Source organism: Pandoraea apista (genome assembly GCF_001465595.2).
In the GTDB taxonomy this organism is placed as follows: domain Bacteria; phylum Pseudomonadota; class Gammaproteobacteria; order Burkholderiales; family Burkholderiaceae; genus Pandoraea; species Pandoraea apista.
Window position 1 is genome coordinate 3,836,759 of the sequence record NZ_CP013481.2, and the last position, 20,525, is coordinate 3,857,283.

Consider the following 20,525-nt stretch of genomic DNA (forward strand, 5'->3'; position numbering starts at 1 on the left):
TGCAAAAGTGCCGCGCATCGCGGCAAAAAATGGAAAATGGTGACGCATGGGGATCATACGCGTTCGCGGTCCCCTCGCGGGCCTCTCGTGGGCCCCCTCGCCGCTTGGCCCCGCCCGTTGCGATCTCACAAGAACGCCCAATCTGGTGCAAATTTGCTATGCTCGCGGCCTGATCCGGGCTAAGCCCCGCCCCCGTCTCCATTTCACAGGTCCCCCATGCTTTCCGGTCGCGGCGTGATGCTCTCAGTCTCGGCGTCGGTGATGTTCGCCGTCATGCCCGCGCTCGTCTCGCAGTTGGCCCCGCTATCCGGACTGGATGTGTTCGCCTGGCGCATTCTGCTCACGCTGCCGGGCACCCTCGTCATCGTGACGGTGCTGCGGCGCTGGAACGTGCTCGGCCGCACGATGTCGCATGTGCTGCACCGGCCCGCGTTGCTGGGCGCCGTGTTGCTCTGCGCGGCGCTCCTGAGCGTACAGCTCTGGTTGTTCGTCTGGGCGCCGCTGCAACAGCGCCTGCTCGACGTATCCCTCGGCTACTTCCTGCTACCGCTCACCATGGTGCTCGCCGGCCGCACGGTATACAAGGAGCGGCTAAGTACATTGCAAACGGCTGCCGTGATTGCGGCCGCACTGGGTGTCGCCCATGAACTCTGGGCCACGCGCGCCCTGTCGTGGGTCACGGCGATCATCATGTTCGGCTATCCCCCCTACTTCATGCTGCGCCGCCGGTTGCGCCTGGACGCGCTCAGCGGCTTCATCATGGAACTGCTCGCCATGGCTCCGGTGGCAGCCGTGCTGCTCTGGCAGGCATGGCCGCAGAACGCCATGGTGCTTGGCGAGCCGCGCTACTGGTTCTGGCTGCCGGCCCTCGGGCTGCTGAGCGCCAGCGCACTGGCGAGCACGCTAGGCGCCGCGCGCGTGCTCCCCATCGGTTTGTACGGCATTCTCGGCTACGTAGAGCCAGTGCTGCTCTTCGCCGTCTCGATCTTCCTGCTCGCCGAGCCCTTCACGGCGCGCGGCCTGTGGACCTACGCGCCGATCTGGTTCGGCGTCGCCCTCATTGTGTTCGACAGCCTGCGCACACTGCGCCGACAACGCCTGGCAAGCGCCGCGGCGCGCGCAGAGGCGGCGCGGTAAGGAGCATCACAGCGCGGTGACGACGCGGTGACGGCGCAGCGCAAGCCGCCGCCAAAGGTCCGCTTGTGACGTATCCCAACCTTGAACGAGCGCGCGCGAGGCGTCATGACACCGCGTTATACTCGCGAAATCTTGTAAGACGACCCTTATGAAAAATCTCGCCAAGATCGCCATCCTGCTTTCCTCGGGGCTGCTCACCGTCACGCTGTCTGCCTGCGGCTCGTCTGCTCCGCTGTTCACCTCGGACGGCCGTCCCACTCAGCAGATCCAGTGTTCGGCCAATAGCGCCGGCGACTGCGACCAGCGCGCTCGGACACAATGCCTGCAAAAGGGCTACGACGTGCTCACCCGCGACGTGAGCGGCGGCGTCGCCAATCTCGTGATCGCCTGCCGGCCGAACTGAGCCCGCCCCTTCGGGCATCCGAAACGCTCCGCACCTCCCGGCGCATGGCACCCGGCGTGCAAGCGCCGGCGGTTGGCATTACGATGCGTTATTGCGCGTGGTCAACCCGCCGCCATTGCGCGGGATGACTTTCCATACGCGCAGTGCGAGAATGAAAATTATGCCGACGGATTGCCGCACATCGCTGTATCGACGCGCTCGCATGGCCCCCCGGCACCACCCGGCATCACGCATTTCCAGCCCAAAGAGGACACCATCATGTACGAACGCATTCTGGTCTCGATTGACGGCAGCACCCCCTCGAACCGCGCCATGGACGAGGCCGTCAAGCTCGTGGCCCTGAGCCAGGGCAAGATCCGCCTCGTGTCGGTCGTTCCCTCACTTGCCAACGCCTACGCCGCTGGCGCCTACAGCGGCTTCGTGCCGCTGGAAAGCGAGGAATCGTTCGAGAAAGAAACGAGCGAAATCCTTGCCACGGCACAAGCCGAACTGAAGAAGCGCGGTGTAGACGCTGAAACGAAGATGATCACCCTCGACGCGGGCACCGATGAAATCGCCGACGCCGTGCTGCGCGAAGCCCAGGAGTGGAACGCCGATGTGATCGTGCTCGGCACCCATGGCCGTCGCGGCATCAACCGCCTGCTGCTGGGTAGCGTTGCCGAAACGCTGCTGCGTATCACCACGTTGCCGGTGTTGCTGGTCAAGGCCGCCGACAAGTAAATCCGCAGTCATGCCAACACCGGCAATGCCCACGCGGCCGGCACCCTGCCCGATCCGATAGGGTCTGGCGATCGACAAAACGGCACACGCCTCGGTGTGCCGTTTTGTTTTTGGATGCGAGGATCGCCGCCGCCCTCGCCCGCGTGCCCGGCTCGCTCAGCGGATACCCGCCCGCATGAACGACTGCACGAACTGGCGCTGAAAGAGCAGAAAGGCGACAAACAACGGTGCGGCGGTCATCAGTGTCGCGGCCGTAATCATCGACCAGTCGATGCCCTGATCGGTCGACGCGAACACTTGCAACCCCACCGTCAGCGGGCGCGCCTCGACGGAGTTCGTGACGATGAGCGGCCACAGGAAGTTGTTCCAGTGATGGCTGATCGACACCAGCGCATAAGCGACGTACACCGGGCGCGCGAGCGGCACATACACGCGCCAGAGCACCTGCCACGCGTTGGCGCCTTCCACGCGCGCGGCGTCGTCAAGCTCGCGCGGCACCGTCTTGAAGGCCTGACGCAGCAGGAAGATACCGAACGCCGACGCAAAATACGGCAGCGCAATGCCGAAGATCGTGTCGAGCAAACCCATCCATGCGATGGTGCGATAGTTCTCGACGATCAGCACGTCGGGCATGACCATCAATTGCAGCAGTACGATCATGAACGCCACCTCGCTGCCGCGAAAGGTGAAACGAGCGAAGGCATAGGCCGCGAGCGTCGCAAGCACCAGTTGCGCGACGAGGATTACCGTCACCAGCGCGAACGTATTGACGAGGTAGCGCCCGAACGGCGCCGCCTGCCACGCGTGCACGAAATTCTCAAGCGTGAGCGGTGCGCTCAGCGAAAAGCGCGTGGCGTAGGCCGACGGATGAAACGCGCTCCAGAACGCATATAACAGCGGCAGCAACCACAGCAGGCCGAGCAGCCATGCTGCGGCGGTGTCGATCAGGTTCGCCTGACCGTTCGCGGAGAACGCCGGAAGGGCGGCACGCGATTTCGCAGACAGGCGTGCGGCAGACGTCGAGCGGGCAGAGGTCGTCATTGATAGTGCGTGCGTGAGTCAAGCAGACGAAATTTCACGAAGGCGACGATGGCAAGCAACGTGAGCAAGACCACCGTGAGCGCCGCCGCGTAAGACGTGTCCCAGAAACTGAAGGCGACCTGATAGATGTAAAACAGCAACAACTGGGTCGCGTTATCCGGCCCGCCGCGTGTCATCACGACAACGTGATCGACAAGGCGGAACGCGTTGATCACCGCATTGATCACCACGAACACGGTCGTGGGCATCAGCAACGGCCACTGCACCCGCCGGAAGTACTGCCAGCGCGATGCCCCTTCGAGGGCAGCCGCCTCGGCAAGCGTGGGCGAAATCTGTTGCAGCGCGGCCAGATAGAAGATCATGAAGAACCCAGCTTCTTTCCAGATCGTCACGACCATCAGCGCAGGCAGCGCCGTGCCGGGCTGCCCCAGCCAGTTGTGATCGCCCCAGCCGAACGCCTGCGAAATCTGAGCAATCAGGCCGTACTGCGGCGTGTAGAAGAACAGCCAGATGTTCGCCACTGCAATCATCGGCAAAATGGCCGGCGTGAAGTACGCCAGACGCAATAGCGCGCGCCCCGGCACTTGACGATGCACCCACAACGCCATGGCAATCGAGAGCGCAATTGCCGCAGGCACGGTAATCAGCGCAAACAGGAGATTGTTGCGAAGCGCCTGCCAGAACACGGGGTCTTCGGCCAGAAGCTGATAGTTCTCGGCGCCAACGAAGATGGACGTCGCGCCCGCGCGTGCCGTGGAGAAAAAGCTATGCCACAGCGTAGCGACAGCGGGATAGTGGGTAAAGGCGACGAGCAGCACCAGCGCCGGCAACAGCAGCAACCAGGGCACCCACGAAGCAGAGGAACGATTCATCGACGGTCCATCGATTCAACACTCGGGGCCGGCCCACGCGGCAATCTCGCCGCGATGTGACGGCCCCGCATTTCAACGTGACTGACAGCGGCGTCCCGCGATCAGACGAGCGCGAGACGTCGGCGAAACTTCAGCGGGCGTACGGACGCAGGATACGATCGGCTTCGCGTTGCGCATCGTCCAGCGCCTGCTTCGGCGACTTGGTGCCGGTGAGCGCGGCTTGCAGCGCATCGTTCAGCGCCTTGGTGACCCGCTGATTGTCGTGCGTGGAGAACTCCGCCACGCTCACGCCAAGCTGGTCCCGCGCCACGGCGGCAGCGGGCACCTTCTGCACGTACTGCTTCATCGCCGGGGTTTCCCAGGCGGCCGGCGTCACGGCAACGTAGCCCGTGTCGATACCGAACTGCGCTGCGCGCTCGGGCGTGGTGGCCCACTTGATGAAAGTCATGGCCGCCTGTTTTTCTTCCGGCGTGGTCTTCTTGAACACATAGAAGTTGCCACCGCCGGTCGGGCTGCCACCGCGCACCTTCGCTGGCATCTTGCCCACGCCGAACGGGAACGTGGCGTTAGTGCGAATGTTGGTCAGGTTGCCCGTTGTGGTGTAGATGATTGCCGTCTTCTTCTCGAGGAAGTCCTTCGGCGTGGTGCCCCACTCGATCGAGCCGGTCGGCATGGCCTTGTATTTCGCGGCAAGATCCACCCAGTACTGGAGCGATTCGACCGCCTGCGGCGCGTTGAGGAACGTCTTGGTGCCCGCCGGGTTCATCAGTTCGATGCCGGCCGGCGTGGTGAACGCCTGGAACAGCCAGTAGGCGAAGCCCACGGACGGTACCTTGATCCCCCACTGAGTCACGTTGCCCGACGCATCGCGCTTCGTGAGTTTCTGCGCGTAGCTGGTCAGTTCGGCCCAGTTCGCGGGGGCGCGATCCGGGTCGAGACCAGCCTCGCGGAACATGTCCTTGTTCCAGTACATAACAATGGTCGAGCGCTGGAACGGTACGCCCCAGGTGTGGCCGTTAATGCGCGAGTTCAGCATCAGCGCCGGATAGAAACCGTCGAGCCACTGTTTGTCGGCAGGCGTGCCGGCAATGCTGTCGATGGGCACGACGGCGTCTTCATCGATCAGCGTGAAGACATCGGCGGCGGCGAGCACGGCCACTTGCGGCGGCGTGCCGGCCTTCGCGGCGGTCAGTGCCTTGAGCACCGAATCCTGATACGTGCCGGCGTAGACCGGCTTGACCTTGATGTTCGGATGATCCTTCTCGAAGTCCGCCACCAGATCGTTGATGATCTTCGTGACCGGGCCGCCCACGGCAACCGGGTAATAGAACGTGAGTTCGACCGGCTTTTGCTGCGCCATGGCCGAGCCCGTCAGGCCGCCCAGTGCCAGCGTGGCCAGACTGGCCGCAAACGTTTTCAGAATCGTGCGTCGCATGTCGCTTGTTTCCCCATGTAAGCGTGGTGGTGTGATTCGTGTCCGATGCCCGGCTTCTCGCTCGTTGTGCCGGGCCGACTCGTATCGATTCGGCGGCAACGACGGCAGGCCAGTGTCAGACGTGTTGCTCGGACTTGTATGACGTGAACGCCGAGGCGGTCAACGGCATCGCCGGCACGCCCTTCGCGGGTTCCGTCGCCAACGCCGTGTTGGCCCCGGCACTGGCCGGCTCGTTCACGTCGACCGCGTCGACCACATCGACCGCTTCGACCGTTCGCCAGTTCGCTGTCACGCCAGCGAGGCGCGTGCCGCTGGCCGCGTCGAATAAATGCTGATCGGCGGCGTCCCATTGCAGGCCGATCGCTTCGCCCGGCGCAAACGGCCGATGCCCAGGCACACGCGTGGCGACTTCGCCGGCGTCTCCTAACGTACAGGCGACGAGCGTGTCCGCGCCCAGATATTCGACTGCGCTGACCGTAGCCAGTACCGCGCCCACCGACGTTGGCGGGACAGCTCTCACATGCTCGGGACGCACCCCGAGCAACGCAGCGTCTTGCGTGTCGCTCAGGGCGGTGGCCAACGCCGGGCCGGTCTGCCCGGCGGGCACCAGCGCGTCGCCATGGCGTACGAGGCGCAGCAATTGCATCGGCGGGGTGCCGATGAAACTCGCGGCGAAACGGGTAGCGGGGGTGGCATAGAGCGTGTGCGGTGCACCGCGCTGCTCGATGCGGCCGTTGCGCAGCAACACGACCTGATCGGCCATGCTCATCGCCTCGGTCTGATCGTGGGTCACATAAACGAGGGTCATGCCGAGCTGCTGTTGCAGCGCACGGATCTCGCGACGCATTTCCTGACGCAGTTGCGCATCGAGATTCGAGAGGGGTTCGTCCATCAGACAAACGGAGGTCTCGGCAATCACCGCGCGCCCAAGCGCCACGCGCTGTTGCTGACCGCCCGAGAGCTGTGACGGCTTACGCTCCAGATACGGCTCAAGGCCGAGGAGCGATGCCACGCGCGCCAGACGCTGCGGAAAATCGCGTGCCGGCTCACCGCGCACGCGCAGCCCGAACAGCAGGTTTTCGCGCACCGACAGATGCGGGAAGAGTGCATAAGACTGGAACACCATCGAGAGCTTGCGGCGCGCAGGCGGCAATCCGGTCACGTCGGTGCCGCCCAGCAGAATGCGTCCGGTACTCGGCGTATCGAGACCGGCGATCATGCGCAGCAGCGTCGACTTGCCGCAGCCCGATGGGCCAAGAAGCACCACCAGCGAGCCTGCATCGGCGGCGAAACTCACATCGTGAAGCGCGTGTGTATTGCCCCACTGCTTGCTGACGGATTCGATGACGAGCGATGACATGGCCAGAGGTATGCAGCGCCACCAGCAGATCATGCAGGCGGCTGGATCGGAAAACTCCGACCATAACCGGTCATCGATGGCAGTTTGATGACACCCCCCATTCACAATGACGGGGGCGAGCAACAGGCGGATATCAGGGCACCCGTCGCGCGATCGGGTACCTCAACACCTTTCGCAGTCCATGGGAAATAAGGCGGAGGTGCCGAGGAGATGAAGAAGCGAAGAAACTGAGAGAGAAGTGAGAAGGCAAGCGCGATCGCACACGCACTGCGATCACGCCTGCCGATCAGGCGGCTGCCTGACGGCGCTTCGCGCGCAGCAGCGCCTTCGAGATGACGCGTGTCTCCGATGTGGCGGCACCGGTGCTGCGTGCCACGGCATCGCGGAAGAAGCGGCGCGTTTCATCCGCCACGGTTTCGCGCTCGTTGTCCATCGTCAGAATGTGATAGCTCTCGCCGAGCAGGCACTTCTGCTTGACCTCGGACGACACGCCCTCGAAGACGATGCGCGCGTTGTGCGGACTCGACGTGTCGTCGTCCACCGCATGAATGATGAGGCAGTCGGCCGTCACGCGGCTCAGCCGGTTGCGCACGTGCGCCGCCAGCCGTCGTGCGTTGTAGAGGTGAGCCAGCGGCAACGAGGCCGAGCCGATCTCGGAGGCGTCGTGCATTGACATCGACTTTGCCACGCGCGCGCGCAGCGCTTCGTTTTTCAGGCCGAACGGCGCCTTCTCCTGATAGCGATAACGATGACGGAACGGCGTGTGGTAGACCAGATCGATGAGCGGGTAATACCAGGGAATGGTCCAGCCGTCGTACAACAGCGTTACTGCCAGCAGCGAAAGCGCCGTGATATCGGGCTCTTCCTCCGCGACGGCAAGGCTCAGCGTCGCGCCCATGCTCAGCCCGCACACCGACACCGTTTCGTGCGTGTCACGCAGTTCGCGATACTTCGCCCGTGCGGCGGCAATCCACGAGCGCCAGTCGGTGCACGGCGTGCCGAGCCCGTAGCCCTCGATATGCGGCACCGACACGGTATAGCCATCGCGATGCAACGCCTTCGCCACCGGACGCATTTCGAGCGGAGTGCTCGACAGCCCCGGTAACAGCAGCACCGCGTGTTCGCCGCCCTTGTAGAAAATATCGTCCTGGAACATCGTCAAACTCCGCCAGAGACGACCGGCGTCTCGCTGACATCACGCGCGTTGGCCGCCGGCGTGAGCGTATGCAACGGTGTGACCGGACGCACGGCCGGCCCCGCATGCAAACGCAAAATCACGTAGGTGCCGACATGGGCACGGAAATACTGCAATTCGCAGTGGAACATCTCGTAGTCGCCGTCGCGAGTGCGCATGCGCAGATTGTGCGCGCCGTGGTGCGGTCGCTCGCCATCCACCACAAACAGCCCGGCCAGACGCAGCGCGTCTTCGGGATGCAACAACGCGCGCAGACCTTCGCGCTTGACGACCTCGGGGGCAACTCCCGTGGCCCGGCGGAAATGTTCGTCGATGAATTCGTAATGCGTGACCGGATTGGCCAGATAGAAAATGGTATCCAGATGCTTCGTCAGATACGTCATCAGGGCATTACCCAACTGCACCGAGTCGGACAGCAACATGCGTTCGTTCTCGGCGCGCAGCAACATCTCGTAGCGCGTCTGTGCGACCTCCGCGATCAATTCGGCGCGGTACTGGGCGCGACGCAGGCGCTCGATCAGCGCAACGGCCAGCGGCGTAATCATCAGAAAGCCGGTCACGATCAGCGCGTCGCGCCGGTCAAGCTCGGCGATATCGCGAAAGGGCGGAACGAAGAAGAAGTCGAAAATTGGAATACTGATGACCATGGCCATGATCGCCGGTCCCAACCCCCACACGAATTCGACGATGATGGCGGCGCAGGCGAAAAAAATGCCCGGCATCGAGTGATCCAGCACCGGATGCAGCAGACTGCGAACAAGAAACGCAGCAAGTACCACCATTAGCGCGCCAACGTAACGCTTTGCGCCGGGCTCCGCCCAACGTCGGGCGTTTCTGATATCCATGATTCCCCGCCGGGACTTGCCGGCGCTCGATAATCCAAAGTGGCGCCCCCCAAAGGCGGCATGCCTGTTACAAAATATTACGGATTATCGCATGCCGGCTCTTGACGTTCCGTGACGACTAACCCCTATTGAGTCGCATCCCCACAACACACGACGGCAAGACCAGCATTGGCGCGCTCAGGCGGGCAGCCTTCGGTCCGTTGACAGGGGAAACCACAACGGACGTACCCGACTCAACCCCGCCCAAAGACCCTGATATGCATAGGGGTTTAGGCGATCGCATGAACCGAAGACGGGCTGGCCGGGGCGACTGCAGCAAAAACAGGAGGGGGAGTGTATTGCTCAGCGCAACATGAACGACATGGCCGACAGGCAATTGAGCACCCGCACCGCCGCCTCGACGCTCGGCGCCACGAACTGGAGCGTCACGCCGTCGACACGTTCGAGCGTGGGCCACTGGCAGAAGAGATCGGCCAGCGCCGTGGTCTGCGCCTGCAAACGCACTTCGACCGGCGTTTCCACCTTGTACGTATGCCATGTGCGCGGCGCGGCCAGCGACGCTTTCGCGGCAGCGCGAATCAGGTCGCAGGACTGGCTCGGACTGAGTGTCATGCCGCTGCCCTGCCCCCACGCCGCCTTCGTCTGCACATAATGAGCGTGCGGGAAGATCAGCCGGGTCTCCTCGCAAAACACGTCGTCGCCACTCGCCATGATCATCGGCACACCACGCTCGCCTGCGAGCGCACCGTACAGCATGGCCTCGCTCGCCTCCACGCCGGCCAGCCACACGCGCGCAAAGGCGAAGCTGTTGATCGTGTGCGCCAGAATGCCGGCGCTCTGCGCCCTGCCGTGGTAACCGATCATGAACAGCGCATCGCAGCCTGCCTCTACCCCTGCCACCATGCCGAGATAGCGCGGCTTGCCCAACACGAGGCGGGCGCGGGGATCGAGTTCGTCCGGCAGCAGGTTGCGAAATCCGCCATGCGAATCGTTGACCATGACTTCGGTCGCCCCGCCCGCGAACGCCCCTTCGACGGCCGCGTTGGCTTCGCGCGTCATCCAGCGGCGCGCGCGTTCGTATTCGCCGTTTCCCGCGCGCGTCTGTTCGGCGTGAAAAACGCCCGCAACGCCTTCGATGTCAGTGGAAATCAGAATTCGCATAATGTCAGCAAGGCAGGAGGAAGGCTCACAGCGTTGCCCAGTCGGGCAGCACGTCGGCAAGCGCGCGCCGCACATGGCCGTCGCGCCCGAGCACCGACTCGGCGGCAAAGAGCGCATGCAGGATCGCCTGCTCGGTGGCGTCGGCCGTGGCCTGAAAAATCGGATCGAGCAAGGCGTCGGGCACGAGCGCTGCGGGAGCGACACGCCCCAGGGCGTCGTGCGGCATCGTATAGCCGGTGGTAAAGGCAAGCGCAACGTCGCCGCTACCGTGGCCGTACACCGAGCCGGTGCGCGCCAGACCGGCACCGGTACGCGTGGCGACACGCCGCAATTGCCGCGCGTCGAGCGGCGCGTCGGTGGCGACCAGCAGGATGATGGAGCCGCGCTCGGGCGCCGCGCTCTCGTCCGGCTGCGCCAGACGCTCATCGAGCACCGGCCCGACGTGACGCCCGGCAATGGTCAATTGCGGCGCACGGCCGAAGTTCGACAGCACGAGCACGCCGACGGTGAACGCTTGTCCCGCCGTCTCCACCACACGCGACGCAGAACCGATGCCGCCCTTGAGGCCGAAGCTCGACATGCCTCGCCCCGCGCCGACCGCTCCCTGCTCGAACTCGGATGACGCGTTCGCCAGCGCCTGCGCATAGTGCGCCTCGGTCACGGCAAACGCCTGCATGTCGTTCAGATAGCCGTCGTTACATTCGAGAACGGTCGGATTAAGCGACGGACTGCCGCGCCCGATGCCCGGGTTCGCCGCCAGCGCCGCGCGCAACTGGCCGAGCACCACGTGACTTACGGAAAACGTATTGGTGAGCGCGACCGGGGCCTCGATGACGCCAAGTTCGTCGATCTGCATCAGACCAACGCTCTTGCCGAAACCGTTGATGACAGCCGCCGCCGCGGGAATCTTGGTGCGGAACGGGTCCCAGCGGCTATCGGGGGCGGTCGCCGGCGCCGCGCCCGCCGCCCCTGCCGTATCGGCGGGTGTTGGACAAACCACCGTCACTCCCGTCTGCAATGGCCCGTCGGCGAGCGTGACATGGCCGACGAAAACGCCCGGCACATCGGTGATCGCATGGCGCGGCCCGGCAGGCAGAAGCCCGATGTAAGGGGCGCCGAACAAGGCTTCGCGAGGGTCTGACGATGACGTCATGTCGCGCTCCTGCGTTGAATTCAGTGACGGTCGAGCTTCGGATCGAGCGCGTCGCGCAGGCCGTCGCCCAGCAGATTGAACGCGAGCACGGTCAGGAAAATGGCCAGGCTCGGAAAGATCGCGATGTGTGGCGCATTGACCATGTCCGCGCGGGCTTCGTTGAGCATCGCGCCCCATTCGGGCGTAGGCGGCTGCGCCCCCAGACCGAGGAACGACAGGCTTGCGGCGGTGATGATCGACGTGCCGATACGCATCGAAAAATACACCACGATAGACGACACCGTGCCCGGCAGAATGTGCCGCATGATGATCGTCCAGTCCGAGGCCCCGATGGAGCGGGCCGCTTCGATGTAGGTCAGGTGCTTGAGCACTAGCGTATTGCCACGTACCAGCCGCGCAAACGCCGGAATCGAGAAGATGGCGACAGCGACGATCACGTTGACCATGCCGTTACCCAGCACAGCCACCACGCCGATAGCCAGCAGAATGCCCGGGAAGGCGAACAGCACGTCGGAAATGCGCATCACGATGCGATCCCACCAGCCTTCGTAATAGCCCGCGAGCAATCCCAGCACCGTGCCGATCACCGCACCCAGCGCGACCGAGCCAAAACCGGCGGCGAGAGAAATTCGCGTGCCCGCGAGCACGCGGCTGAAGATGTCGCGCCCCAGCGAATCGACGCCGAACCAGTGCTTCGCCGACGGGCCGGCGTTCAGGGCGTCGTAATCGAAGAAGTTCTCCGGATCGAACGGCACCAGATGCGGCGCCAGAATCGCGATGACGACCAGCACCAGCACGAACGCGCCAGCGACCATGGCAATATGCTGTTTCTTGAATTTGCGCCAGAATTCGCGCCACGGCGTGCGTACGCGATTGCTGCCGGCAGCGGTAGGGGTGACAGTCGTTGGCTGACTCACATTCATGATGCGTGCCTCACTTGTAGCGAATGGTCGGGTTGATGACGGCATACAGCACGTCGACCACGAGGTTGATCAGAATGAACTCGAGCGAGAACAGCAATACCAGCGCCTGAATCACGGGGTAGTCACGCATCTCGACCGAATCGATCAGCAAACGTCCGAGCCCCGGCCAGTTGAACACCACTTCGACGACAATCGAGCCACCGAGCAAGAAGCCAAACTGCAAGCCCATCATCGTGACGACGGGAATCATGGCGTTACGCAGCGCGTGCTTGAACACCACGTGCATTTCGTTGAGCCCCTTCGCACGTGCCGTGCGCACGAAGTCCTCGTGCAGCACCTCCACGAACGCCGAACGGGTGAAGCGCGCCATCACGGCCGCCACCGCCGCCCCAAGCGTGATCGAGGGTAGGATGTAGCTCTTCCAGGAATCGGCGCCCATCGTGGGCAGCCATCCGAGCTGCACCGAGAAAATCTGCATCAACAGCATGCCCAGCGCAAACGCCGGGAACGAGATGCCCGAGACCGCGAACGTCATGCCCAGGCGGTCGGGCCAGCGATTGCGCCACACGGCGGACGCCACGCCCAATCCCATACCAATAATGACCGACCAGATCATGCTCACCAGCGTGAGCCACAGCGTCGGCATGAAACGGCTGCCGATTTCCTCCGAGACCGGTTGCTTGCTGCGCATCGACAAACCGAAGTCGCCCCGCACTGCGTGCGTGATGAAGTTCGTGAATTGCGTGAGCAGCGGCTTGTCGAGGCCGAGATCCTGGCGCACCAGCATCACGGTCGCCTCGTCTGCCTGCGGGCCGGCGGCCAGACGCGCCGGATCGCCCGGCAACATGTGCACGAAGCCGAACACCAGCACTGCCACGATCAGCAGCGTGGGGATCAGGCCGAGCAGGCGTTTGAGAAAGTAATTGAGCATCGCAGTCTTGCCGAACGTCTTGCCAAACCATGTCTTGCGGTAAACCGCGCCGCCAGCGTCGCTGGCGGCGCGGACACTTCACACTTGCGCGTGAGGCTTACTTCATCGAAATGTCGGTGAAGTTGAACGAGCCGTCAGGCATGGTGTACACGCCCGACAGGTTCTTGTTACGTGCGTACAGCAGCTTTTCCGTCACGAGGAACGCCCACGGCGCGTCGTTCCAGATTCTCTGCTGCGCGTCCGTGTAGAGCTTGGTCTTCTCGGCACGGTCGGTCGTGAGCAGCGCCTTGTTGAAGTCGGCATCCACAGCGTCGTTCTTGTAGTAGGCCGTGTTGAACAGCTTCGGCGGGAACGATTCCGAGGACAGCAGCGGGCGCAACGCCCAGTCGGCTTCGCCCGTCGACGACGACCAGCCCACGTAGTACATACGCACCGGCGCCTTGTCCGGATCCGGCGCCGACTCCACCAGTTCGACACGCTGACCGGCTTCGAGCGCACGCACCTGCGCCTTGATGCCTACCTGCGCCAGTTGCTGCTGCACGAACTGGATCACCTTCTGTGCAGTCGTGTACGTGTAAGCCGACCACAGCGTGGTCTCGAAACCGTTCGGATACCCCGCTTCCTTGAGCAGTTCCTTCGCCTTGGCGGGGTTGTAAGGCCACGGCCCGGTCTTGGCGGCATAGTCCACGCCCTTCGGCACCACACCGTCGGCCGGTGTGGCGTAACCCGAGAAGGCCACCTTCACCAGCGCTTCCTTGTTGATGGCGTAGTTGATGGCCTGACGCACACGCACGTCGTCGAACGGCTTCTGCTTCGTGTTGAAGCTCACGTAGCGCTGAATGATCGACGGACCGGCGATCACGTCGACCTTGCCGCTCGCCTTCAGACCGTCGGCCTGCTCATACGGCACCGGGAAAGCGAAGCCCGCCTCGCCGGTCTGCATGACAGCGGCGCGCGTGTTGTTGTCGACCACCGGCTTGAAGGTGATCGTGTCGACCTTCGGATAGCCCTTCTTCCAGTAGCCGTCGAACTTCTTCACCTTCACGTAATCGGTGCGGTTCCATTCGACGAACTCGAACGGACCGGTGCCGACCGGATGCGACGCAATGTCCTTGCCGTACTTCTTGAGGGCTTCGGGCGAAATGATCACGGCCGACGGGTGAGCCAGCGTGTTGATGAACGGCGAGAACGGCTCCTTGAGCGTGAACTTCACCGTATGGGCATCGACCGCTTCCGTCTTGGCGATTTCCTTGTACAGGTTGTAGCGTTTGAGCTTGTTGTCCGGATTGGTCACACGGTCGAAGTTCGCCTTCACCGCGGCGGCATCGAAGTTCGTGCCGTCCTGGAACTTCACGCCCGACTTGAGCTTGATCGTGTAGACGAGGCCATCCGGCGAGACCGTATAGCTATCGGCCAGCACGTTGATGAGCTTCATGTCCTTGTCGAAACCGAACATGCCCTCATAAAACGACTTGGCGACAGCCTGCGACAGCGTATCGTTGGCGTCGTACGGGTCCATCGTGGTGAACGTCGACTGCACGGCCATCACGACATCCTTGGCGGCGAACGCCGGCGCTGCACCGAGCACGGCGGAAGCCACGGCGACGGACGCGAACGCGGTTTTCCAGCGAGCGCCCAACAAAGCGGTTTTCGACATCTGTCTTTCTCCTTCTGGTCTGACGGGGTCGCCGCGAGCGAGTCGTACGACTGCTTCCCTTGGCGGACATTGTGGCTACAAAGAGAGCTGCAACTGGGTACTGCCTGAGCTACCGGAGACTTACTCCCCGGGGGAAAACCATACTGGTGGCGCGAGGCGCGTGCATAACGTCATAACGTCATAACGCCGCGCCGCCGCATCCGCCGTCTCAATACGCACCCGCCACGCGGTGACGCGCCACATAGTGCCCCGCACCGACTTCCACGAGCGGCTGCACCTGCGGTTCGTCGCCGACCGCGCGGATCGGACTCGGAATCTCTTCCGTCAACAACTCCCGCTTGGCGTGACGGCGCGCAGGATCGGCAACCGGCACCGCCGACATCAGTTTCTTCGTGTACGGATGTTGCGGGTTTTCGAAAATCGCGCGGCGCGGACCGATCTCGACAATCTGGCCGAGGTACATCACCGCGACCCGGTGGCTGATGCGCTCCACGACCGCCATGTCATGGGAGATGAACAGGAACGCGATGCCGAACTCCTTTTGCAGGTCGAGCATCAGGTTGATGATCTGCGCCTGCACGGAGACGTCGAGCGCCGAGACCGATTCGTCGGCGATCACGACCTTCGGCTTGAGCGCCAGCGCCCGCGCAATCGCAATGCGCTGACGCTGACCGCCCGAGAACTCGTGCGGATAACGTTGGGCGTAATCGGCCGGCAGCCCGACCCGGTCGAGCAACTCGGCCACCCGCTTCTCGGCCTCTGCGCCCTTCGCCACACCGTGTACGAGCAGCGGCTCCATGATCGAGAAGCCGACCGTCAGGCGCGGATCGAGCGAGGCGAACGGGTCCTGGAAGATGAACTGAATATCGCGGCGCAGCGTTTGCAGAGCGCGCCCGGCGAGGTCCTGAATCGGCTTGCCGCCGAATTCGATCGAGCCGCCCTGACTTGCGACCAGACGCAACAATGCTCGGCCGGTCGTCGACTTGCCGCAACCGGATTCGCCCACCAGACCCAGCGTCTCCCCCGGATACAAGTCGAAGCTCACGCGCTCGACAGCGTGCACGCGCTGCGTCACGCGGCCGAAGAAACCCGATGGCACGTCAAAGCGGGCCACGAGATCCTTCACGCGCAGAATCGGACCGGCTTCGGTCCTGACGGTTGGCTGCGGAGTCTCCTCGGCGGGCTTCGTGTCGGCCGGCGCGTCGTAACGCAGTAACGGGAAGCGAGCAGGCAAGTCCGTACCCTGCATCGAGCCAAGACGCGGCACGGCGGAGAGCAACGCCTGTGTGTAGCGCTCGCGCGGTGCGGCGAAGATCTCGCGCGACGGTGCCTCTTCCACCTTGTCGCCGCGATGCATCACGAGCACACGGTCGGCCACTTCCGCCACCACACCCATGTCGTGCGTAATGAACACCACGCCCATGTGCATCTCGTCCTGCAACGCGCGAATCAATTGCAGAATCTGCGCCTGAATCGTCACGTCGAGTGCGGTCGTGGGTTCGTCGGCGATGAGCAGGCCCGGTTTGCACGACAACGCCATCGCGATCATCACCCGTTGACGCATACCGCCCGAGAGCTGGTGCGGGAAACGCCCGAGTACACGACGCGCCTCGGGAATTCGCACGAGTTCGAGCATGCGCAGGGCTTCTGCGCGGGCAGACGCCGCGTCCTTGCCCTGGTGCAGGCGAATGGATTCGGCGATCTGCTCGCCCACCGGGAATACCGGATTGAGCGAGGTCATCGGCTCCTGAAAGATCATGGCCATGTCGGCACCGCGAATGCTGCGCATGGTCCGGCCGCTGGCACGGGTCAGGTCGACGAGCTTGCCGTTGCGGCGGCGCATGATCATCGAGCCGTGAGTGATGCTTCCGCCACCGTTCTCGACGAGGCGCATCGCAGCGAGCGACGTCACCGACTTGCCGGAACCGGATTCGCCCACGATGGCAAGGGTCTCGCCGCGGTCGACATGGAAGGACAGGTCACGTACGGCCGTGACCACGCGCTCGGACGTCGCGAACTGCACGGTAAGGCCGCTCACGTCGAGCACGCGCTCTTCGGGCAACGAAATCGTAGGGGTTGTCTTGCGCTCTGCCACACCTGTCCTCGCTAATCTTCGCTTGCTGAATCTGCTACTGAAGGTCTTGCCGTCTACGGCCCGGCCTTGTCTTTCACGTTCGGAAACTCACTCGTGAATGGCCGTCACGGGTGTCTCGCCCACGCGCGCTACGCCGCGATACATCCCTTCGGTATTGAAAGGCAACGCGACGTTGCCCTGTGCGTCCACCGCGATCAGGCCGCCACGGCCCTTAACGCGCAGCAGACGTTCGTGGATCACGCGCTCGGCAGCATCGGCAAGCGACAGCCCGGCGTATGCCATCAACGCGCCCACTTCGTAACAGGCCACGGTGCGGATGAATGCCTCGCCTGTGCCCGTCGCCGAGACGGCCGCAGTGGCGTCGTTTGCATAACAGCCTGCACCGATGATGGGCGAATCGCCCACGCGGCCGACTGCCTTGTTTGTCATGCCGCCGGTCGACGTCGCTGCGGCCACGTGACCGTTGCTGTCGCAGGCGACCGCGCCGACCGTACCGAACTTGGTGTCGGGATCGATCGGCTCTTTCTTGAGCGGCATGTCGTGGTCGAGCGCCACAGCGGCGTCGGCCAGCGCGCGCTGCCATTGGGCGTAGCGCGCTTCGGTGAAGAAATATCCGGGCTCGACCAGCACGGCACCGTGTGCCGCCGCAAAGGCTTCGGCCCCCTCGCCCACGAGCAGCACGTGCGGGCTGTTTTCAAGCACCGTGCGGGCGGCGAGGATCGGATTGCGCAAACGGTGAACGCAAGCAATGGCGCCCGCGTCGAGCGTGGCGCCGTCCATGATCGCAGCGTCGAGTTCGTGGGTGCCTTCATGCGTGAACACTGCGCCGCGTCCCGCGTTGAAGCGAGGGCAATCTTCGAGATGACGCACTGCCTCGGTGACGGCATCGAGCGCCGAGCCGCCTGCTGCGAGCACCGCCTGTCCCGCGCGCAGCACATCGGCCAGCGCCTCGTGGTACGCCTTGAGTTCTTCTGGCGAAGTCTCGCGGCTAATCGTTCCGGCACCGCCGTGAATGGCGATGACCGCGCGTTGGGCGTGACTCATAGTGCTTTGTCCTTTCTGTCCTGCCCGACCGGCACAGTGCGGGGCATGGCCGGATGGGCGGGGTTCGGTGCTGTTACCACCGCCGCGGCACTGGCGGGAGAGTTCGCCGTGGCGTTTGCTGCGGCGGTATGTTGGGGTGTGACGATGCGCCCGACCACCGGTCCCGCCGGCGAATTGGTCGGCGAATTGGCCGGCGAATTGGCCGGCGCATGGGCCGATGCGCTCGCACCTGACGTCTGAGCGACCGACGCGGAATCGAGCCACGGCAGCAGGAAATCAGTGAGTTCCGTGGCGCGGTCCACCGCATGCTTGGCGCGCTGCGCGACGGCGTCGCACAGGGCATCGATGATCGCCAGCACGCTCGCTTCCGAATTGCTCGACAGACGCGGTTTGCTACGCACGAAAATCACGATGTCGCCAAGCGGTGCCAACGGTGACGTCGGGCTGTCCGTGAGCACCATCACCGGCACACCTCGCCCTCGCAGACGCCGGCACAGCGTGATGGTGTCCGACACGTAGCGCGGGAAAGCGAGCGCGATCACCAGATCGCCTTCGCGCAATTTGAAAAGTTGGCGCGCGGCATGCGTCGATCCGCCCACACCGACCACCGCCTGCACGTTCTCGCAGTACGGATCGAGACCGTGATGCAGCAGCCCGGCAAGATATCCGCTCGCGCCCAACCCCAGCACATAGATGCGGCGCGCCTGAAGGATCGACTCGACAGCGCGCTCGCAGGTCGCGGCGTCGAGTGCGCGACGTGTCCAGTCGAGATTTTCGATGGCTTGCGCAAGCGACGCAGCCATCACGTCGGCGCTGGCGCTCGCCTGCGCTTTGCTCGTGCGCAGGCTTTCGATCGGCGCGAGCGTGGCCTCGTATCCACGCACCATCGCGGCTCGACATTGCGGATAGCCATCGAAGCCGAGTGCACGGGCGAAACGATTGACCGTGGCGAGCGACACGCCAACGGCATCGGCAAACTCGTCGATACGCATGGTTGCCGCACGAAACGTGTTGTCGAGCACGAACGCCGCCATGCGCTGCTGCGCTGGCGTGAGGTCGGGCATGGCACGCACGATGCGCTCGGTGAGCGGCAGGTCGGCGGGCAACGATTCGGCGTCAATCATGATTCGAGGCAATCCATCGGAGTGAAGGAAAGTATATTTTCATCAGAACCCCGTCAAAAGAAAAAAAATAGTTCAAACACTGCCGGAATGACGATGCACGCCCCCCTTCGCCGCGCAAACCCTGTCAAAACAAGGGGGCCGCGCCACACCGATACGCAAAATGCGGGCATACTAGGGGAAACCCGAATGCACGAACTTGCCGGACGCTTTGCGATCCGACTTCAGAACTACGGTGTCACGACGCGGCGGTTTTCTACCCTCGCGAAAAAATCAGGCAACGCAACACAGGACTGTCGCAGGACCGCCTGGGGAGGCTTGGTCGGAGGCGAGTCGTAACGTGCAGTAAACATGGCGTAGTCGCGGGCTTACATCTGCCCGGTACGCTGACGATATGAATTCGCCTCAAGGAGCATGACCATGCTGAGCCCGCATGAAATCGCCACGCTGTTGCTGGCGGCCGCATCCCTTGGACCTATCGATGCCGATGCACTTGAGCCGCCAGACCTTGCGGCACTGGAACAAGCGCGTCTGGTGCATGTAGATGTCGACGAAGGGCAAGCCAAGGTGATCGTGACCGAGGATGGTCACCGGGTACTGCGTCGTCTGGGTCTGGAGCGTACGGTGGGCGAGCGCACGGAAGCGCTGCGTCTGACGCAGGCGAGCGCGCAACGCGCGGATCGGCAGGCGGAGGTGAGTGTTCGCGGACGGCCCGCGCCAACCAATGTTTCCGTCGGCGAGACCGTCCGTGAGTTGCAGCAGGCAGCGACGCTGCCCGCCGATGTTGCGGATATTACCGACGTATCGGCACAAGCGACACGATCAGAGGGTCGCGAAGAACAGGCTTAAGCGGGCGAGCACGATCAGCAGAATCTGCATCAGCAGGAACAGCCCCAGCGGCGAGAGATCGAAGCCGCCCATCATCGGAATGACGCGCCGGATCGGGCGCAGCAGCGGGTCGAGCAAGTGCTGGAGAATCGGCATCGCGGCGGCGCGCGGATTCACCCACGACAGCACGGCCATCAACAGCGTGAGCCACATGACGAGGTTCGCGCCCCACTTTGCGACCAGCACCAGCGCCACGAGCAAGCCTCGCGGGAACACGGAAGCCGGAGACACCCCCACCACGGCCGTAATCAGCACCAGATAAACGATAGCGCTCAGCCAGGCGGCGATCACGCACGCCCAGTCGATCCCGCCGATACCCGGCACCACACGCCGCAACGGCAACACGATCCAGTTGGTGAACTGGAACACCCCTTGTGTGAGCGGATTGCGCGGGGGCAACCGCGTGGCCTGCATCCACACTCGCAATAGCAGCAAAGCGCCGAATAGCGAGAAAACAAGGTCTAGCAGCAGACGGGCGATTTCGACGAGCATCTGGACTCCAACGGATTGTGCGGTCCCCCGCAAAACCGGCATTGTCGCATGC

18 protein-coding genes and 1 pseudogene are annotated in these 20,525 nt (G+C 63.7%); 4 read left to right on the forward strand and 15 right to left on the reverse strand.

The features are described 5' to 3' along the window. Positions 1-216: 216 nt before the first annotated feature. The 3 genes from rarD to AT395_RS17445 all read left to right on the forward strand — a co-directional run bounded on the left by rarD (position 217) and on the right by AT395_RS17445 (position 2,260). A complete protein-coding gene (gene rarD / locus AT395_RS17435; protein WP_042115122.1) occupies positions 217-1,137 on the forward strand; it encodes an EamA family transporter RarD in 921 nt (306 codons plus the stop codon). A 148-nt stretch (positions 1,138-1,285) separates the two neighbouring features. After that, positions 1,286-1,540 carry a hypothetical protein gene (locus tag AT395_RS17440; RefSeq protein WP_082164789.1) on the forward strand — a complete coding sequence of 85 codons (255 nt, stop codon included), beginning with the start codon at positions 1,286-1,288 and terminating at the stop codon, positions 1,538-1,540. Positions 1,541-1,798: 258 nt separating this feature from the next. Next, positions 1,799-2,260, forward strand: a complete 462-nt coding sequence (locus AT395_RS17445) for a universal stress protein (RefSeq protein ID WP_042115120.1) — start codon at positions 1,799-1,801, stop codon at positions 2,258-2,260. Positions 2,261-2,416: 156 nt separating this feature from the next. On the opposite strand, the gene AT395_RS17450 is transcribed toward AT395_RS17445, so the two are convergent. From AT395_RS17450 to AT395_RS17515, 14 genes and pseudogenes are all read right to left on the reverse strand, one after another. Beyond that, positions 2,417-3,301, reverse strand: coding sequence for a carbohydrate ABC transporter permease (locus AT395_RS17450; protein WP_224787633.1), 885 nt, complete (start codon positions 3,299-3,301; stop codon positions 2,417-2,419). Beyond that, entirely contained in the window at positions 3,298-4,173 is an 876-nt protein-coding gene (locus tag AT395_RS17455) for a carbohydrate ABC transporter permease (protein WP_048629008.1), read from the reverse strand. Before AT395_RS17455 ends, AT395_RS17450 begins: the two co-directional genes overlap by 4 nt. Positions 4,174-4,303: 130 nt before the next feature. Beyond that, positions 4,304-5,608, reverse strand: a complete 1,305-nt coding sequence (locus tag AT395_RS17460) for an ABC transporter substrate-binding protein (protein ID WP_042115117.1) — start codon at positions 5,606-5,608, stop codon at positions 4,304-4,306. 316 nt (positions 5,609-5,924) lie between these two features. Then, a pseudogene (locus AT395_RS17465) lies at positions 5,925-6,968 on the reverse strand (ABC transporter ATP-binding protein); the annotation flags it as partial. 286 nt (positions 6,969-7,254) lie between these two features. Continuing rightward, entirely contained in the window at positions 7,255-8,124 is an 870-nt protein-coding gene (locus AT395_RS17470) for an alpha/beta hydrolase (protein ID WP_048629007.1), read from the reverse strand. 2 nt (positions 8,125-8,126) lie between these two features. Then, on the reverse strand, positions 8,127-9,008 hold the full coding sequence (locus AT395_RS17475) for a DUF4118 domain-containing protein (protein ID WP_082117819.1): 882 nt from the start codon (positions 9,006-9,008) through the stop codon (positions 8,127-8,129). 342 nt (positions 9,009-9,350) lie between these two features. After that, entirely contained in the window at positions 9,351-10,169 is an 819-nt protein-coding gene (locus tag AT395_RS17480) for a M55 family metallopeptidase (protein ID WP_042115112.1), read from the reverse strand. Positions 10,170-10,194: 25 nt separating this feature from the next. After that, positions 10,195-11,322, reverse strand: coding sequence for a DmpA family aminopeptidase (locus tag AT395_RS17485; protein ID WP_058375227.1), 1,128 nt, complete (start codon positions 11,320-11,322; stop codon positions 10,195-10,197). A gap of 20 nt (positions 11,323-11,342) precedes the next feature. Continuing rightward, positions 11,343-12,245 carry a glutathione ABC transporter permease GsiD gene (gene gsiD / locus AT395_RS17490; RefSeq protein WP_048629004.1) on the reverse strand — a complete coding sequence of 301 codons (903 nt, stop codon included), beginning with the start codon at positions 12,243-12,245 and terminating at the stop codon, positions 11,343-11,345. A gap of 10 nt (positions 12,246-12,255) precedes the next feature. Continuing rightward, positions 12,256-13,176 carry a glutathione ABC transporter permease GsiC gene (gene gsiC, locus AT395_RS17495; RefSeq protein ID WP_042115106.1) on the reverse strand — a complete coding sequence of 307 codons (921 nt, stop codon included), beginning with the start codon at positions 13,174-13,176 and terminating at the stop codon, positions 12,256-12,258. Positions 13,177-13,273: 97 nt separating this feature from the next. After that, the gene (gsiB, locus tag AT395_RS17500) at positions 13,274-14,833 is read right to left on the reverse strand and encodes a glutathione ABC transporter substrate-binding protein GsiB (RefSeq protein WP_042115104.1); all 1,560 of its coding nucleotides are present in this window, start codon (positions 14,831-14,833) and stop codon (positions 13,274-13,276) included. A gap of 208 nt (positions 14,834-15,041) precedes the next feature. Next, a complete protein-coding gene (locus AT395_RS17505; protein WP_042115102.1) occupies positions 15,042-16,928 on the reverse strand; it encodes a dipeptide ABC transporter ATP-binding protein in 1,887 nt (628 codons plus the stop codon). Between the two features lie 87 nt (positions 16,929-17,015). Next, positions 17,016-17,972: an isoaspartyl peptidase/L-asparaginase family protein gene (locus tag AT395_RS17510; protein ID WP_042115098.1), complete on the reverse strand. Its 957-nt coding sequence runs from the start codon at positions 17,970-17,972 to the stop codon at positions 17,016-17,018. Beyond that, positions 17,969-19,096 carry a MurR/RpiR family transcriptional regulator gene (locus AT395_RS17515; RefSeq protein WP_048629003.1) on the reverse strand — a complete coding sequence of 376 codons (1,128 nt, stop codon included), beginning with the start codon at positions 19,094-19,096 and terminating at the stop codon, positions 17,969-17,971. Before AT395_RS17515 ends, AT395_RS17510 begins: the two co-directional genes overlap by 4 nt. A 417-nt stretch (positions 19,097-19,513) precedes the next feature. Between AT395_RS17515 and AT395_RS25930 the strand changes: the two genes are divergently transcribed. Beyond that, complete coding sequence (locus AT395_RS25930) at positions 19,514-19,942, forward strand: hypothetical protein (protein ID WP_048629002.1); 429 nt, start codon at positions 19,514-19,516, stop codon at positions 19,940-19,942. Here AT395_RS25930 and AT395_RS17525 read toward each other — a convergent pair. Beyond that, positions 19,916-20,473: a YggT family protein gene (locus AT395_RS17525; protein WP_042115093.1), complete on the reverse strand. Its 558-nt coding sequence runs from the start codon at positions 20,471-20,473 to the stop codon at positions 19,916-19,918. The two genes, AT395_RS25930 and AT395_RS17525, sit on opposite strands and share 27 nt — an antisense overlap. Positions 20,474-20,525: the final 52 nt, after the last annotated feature.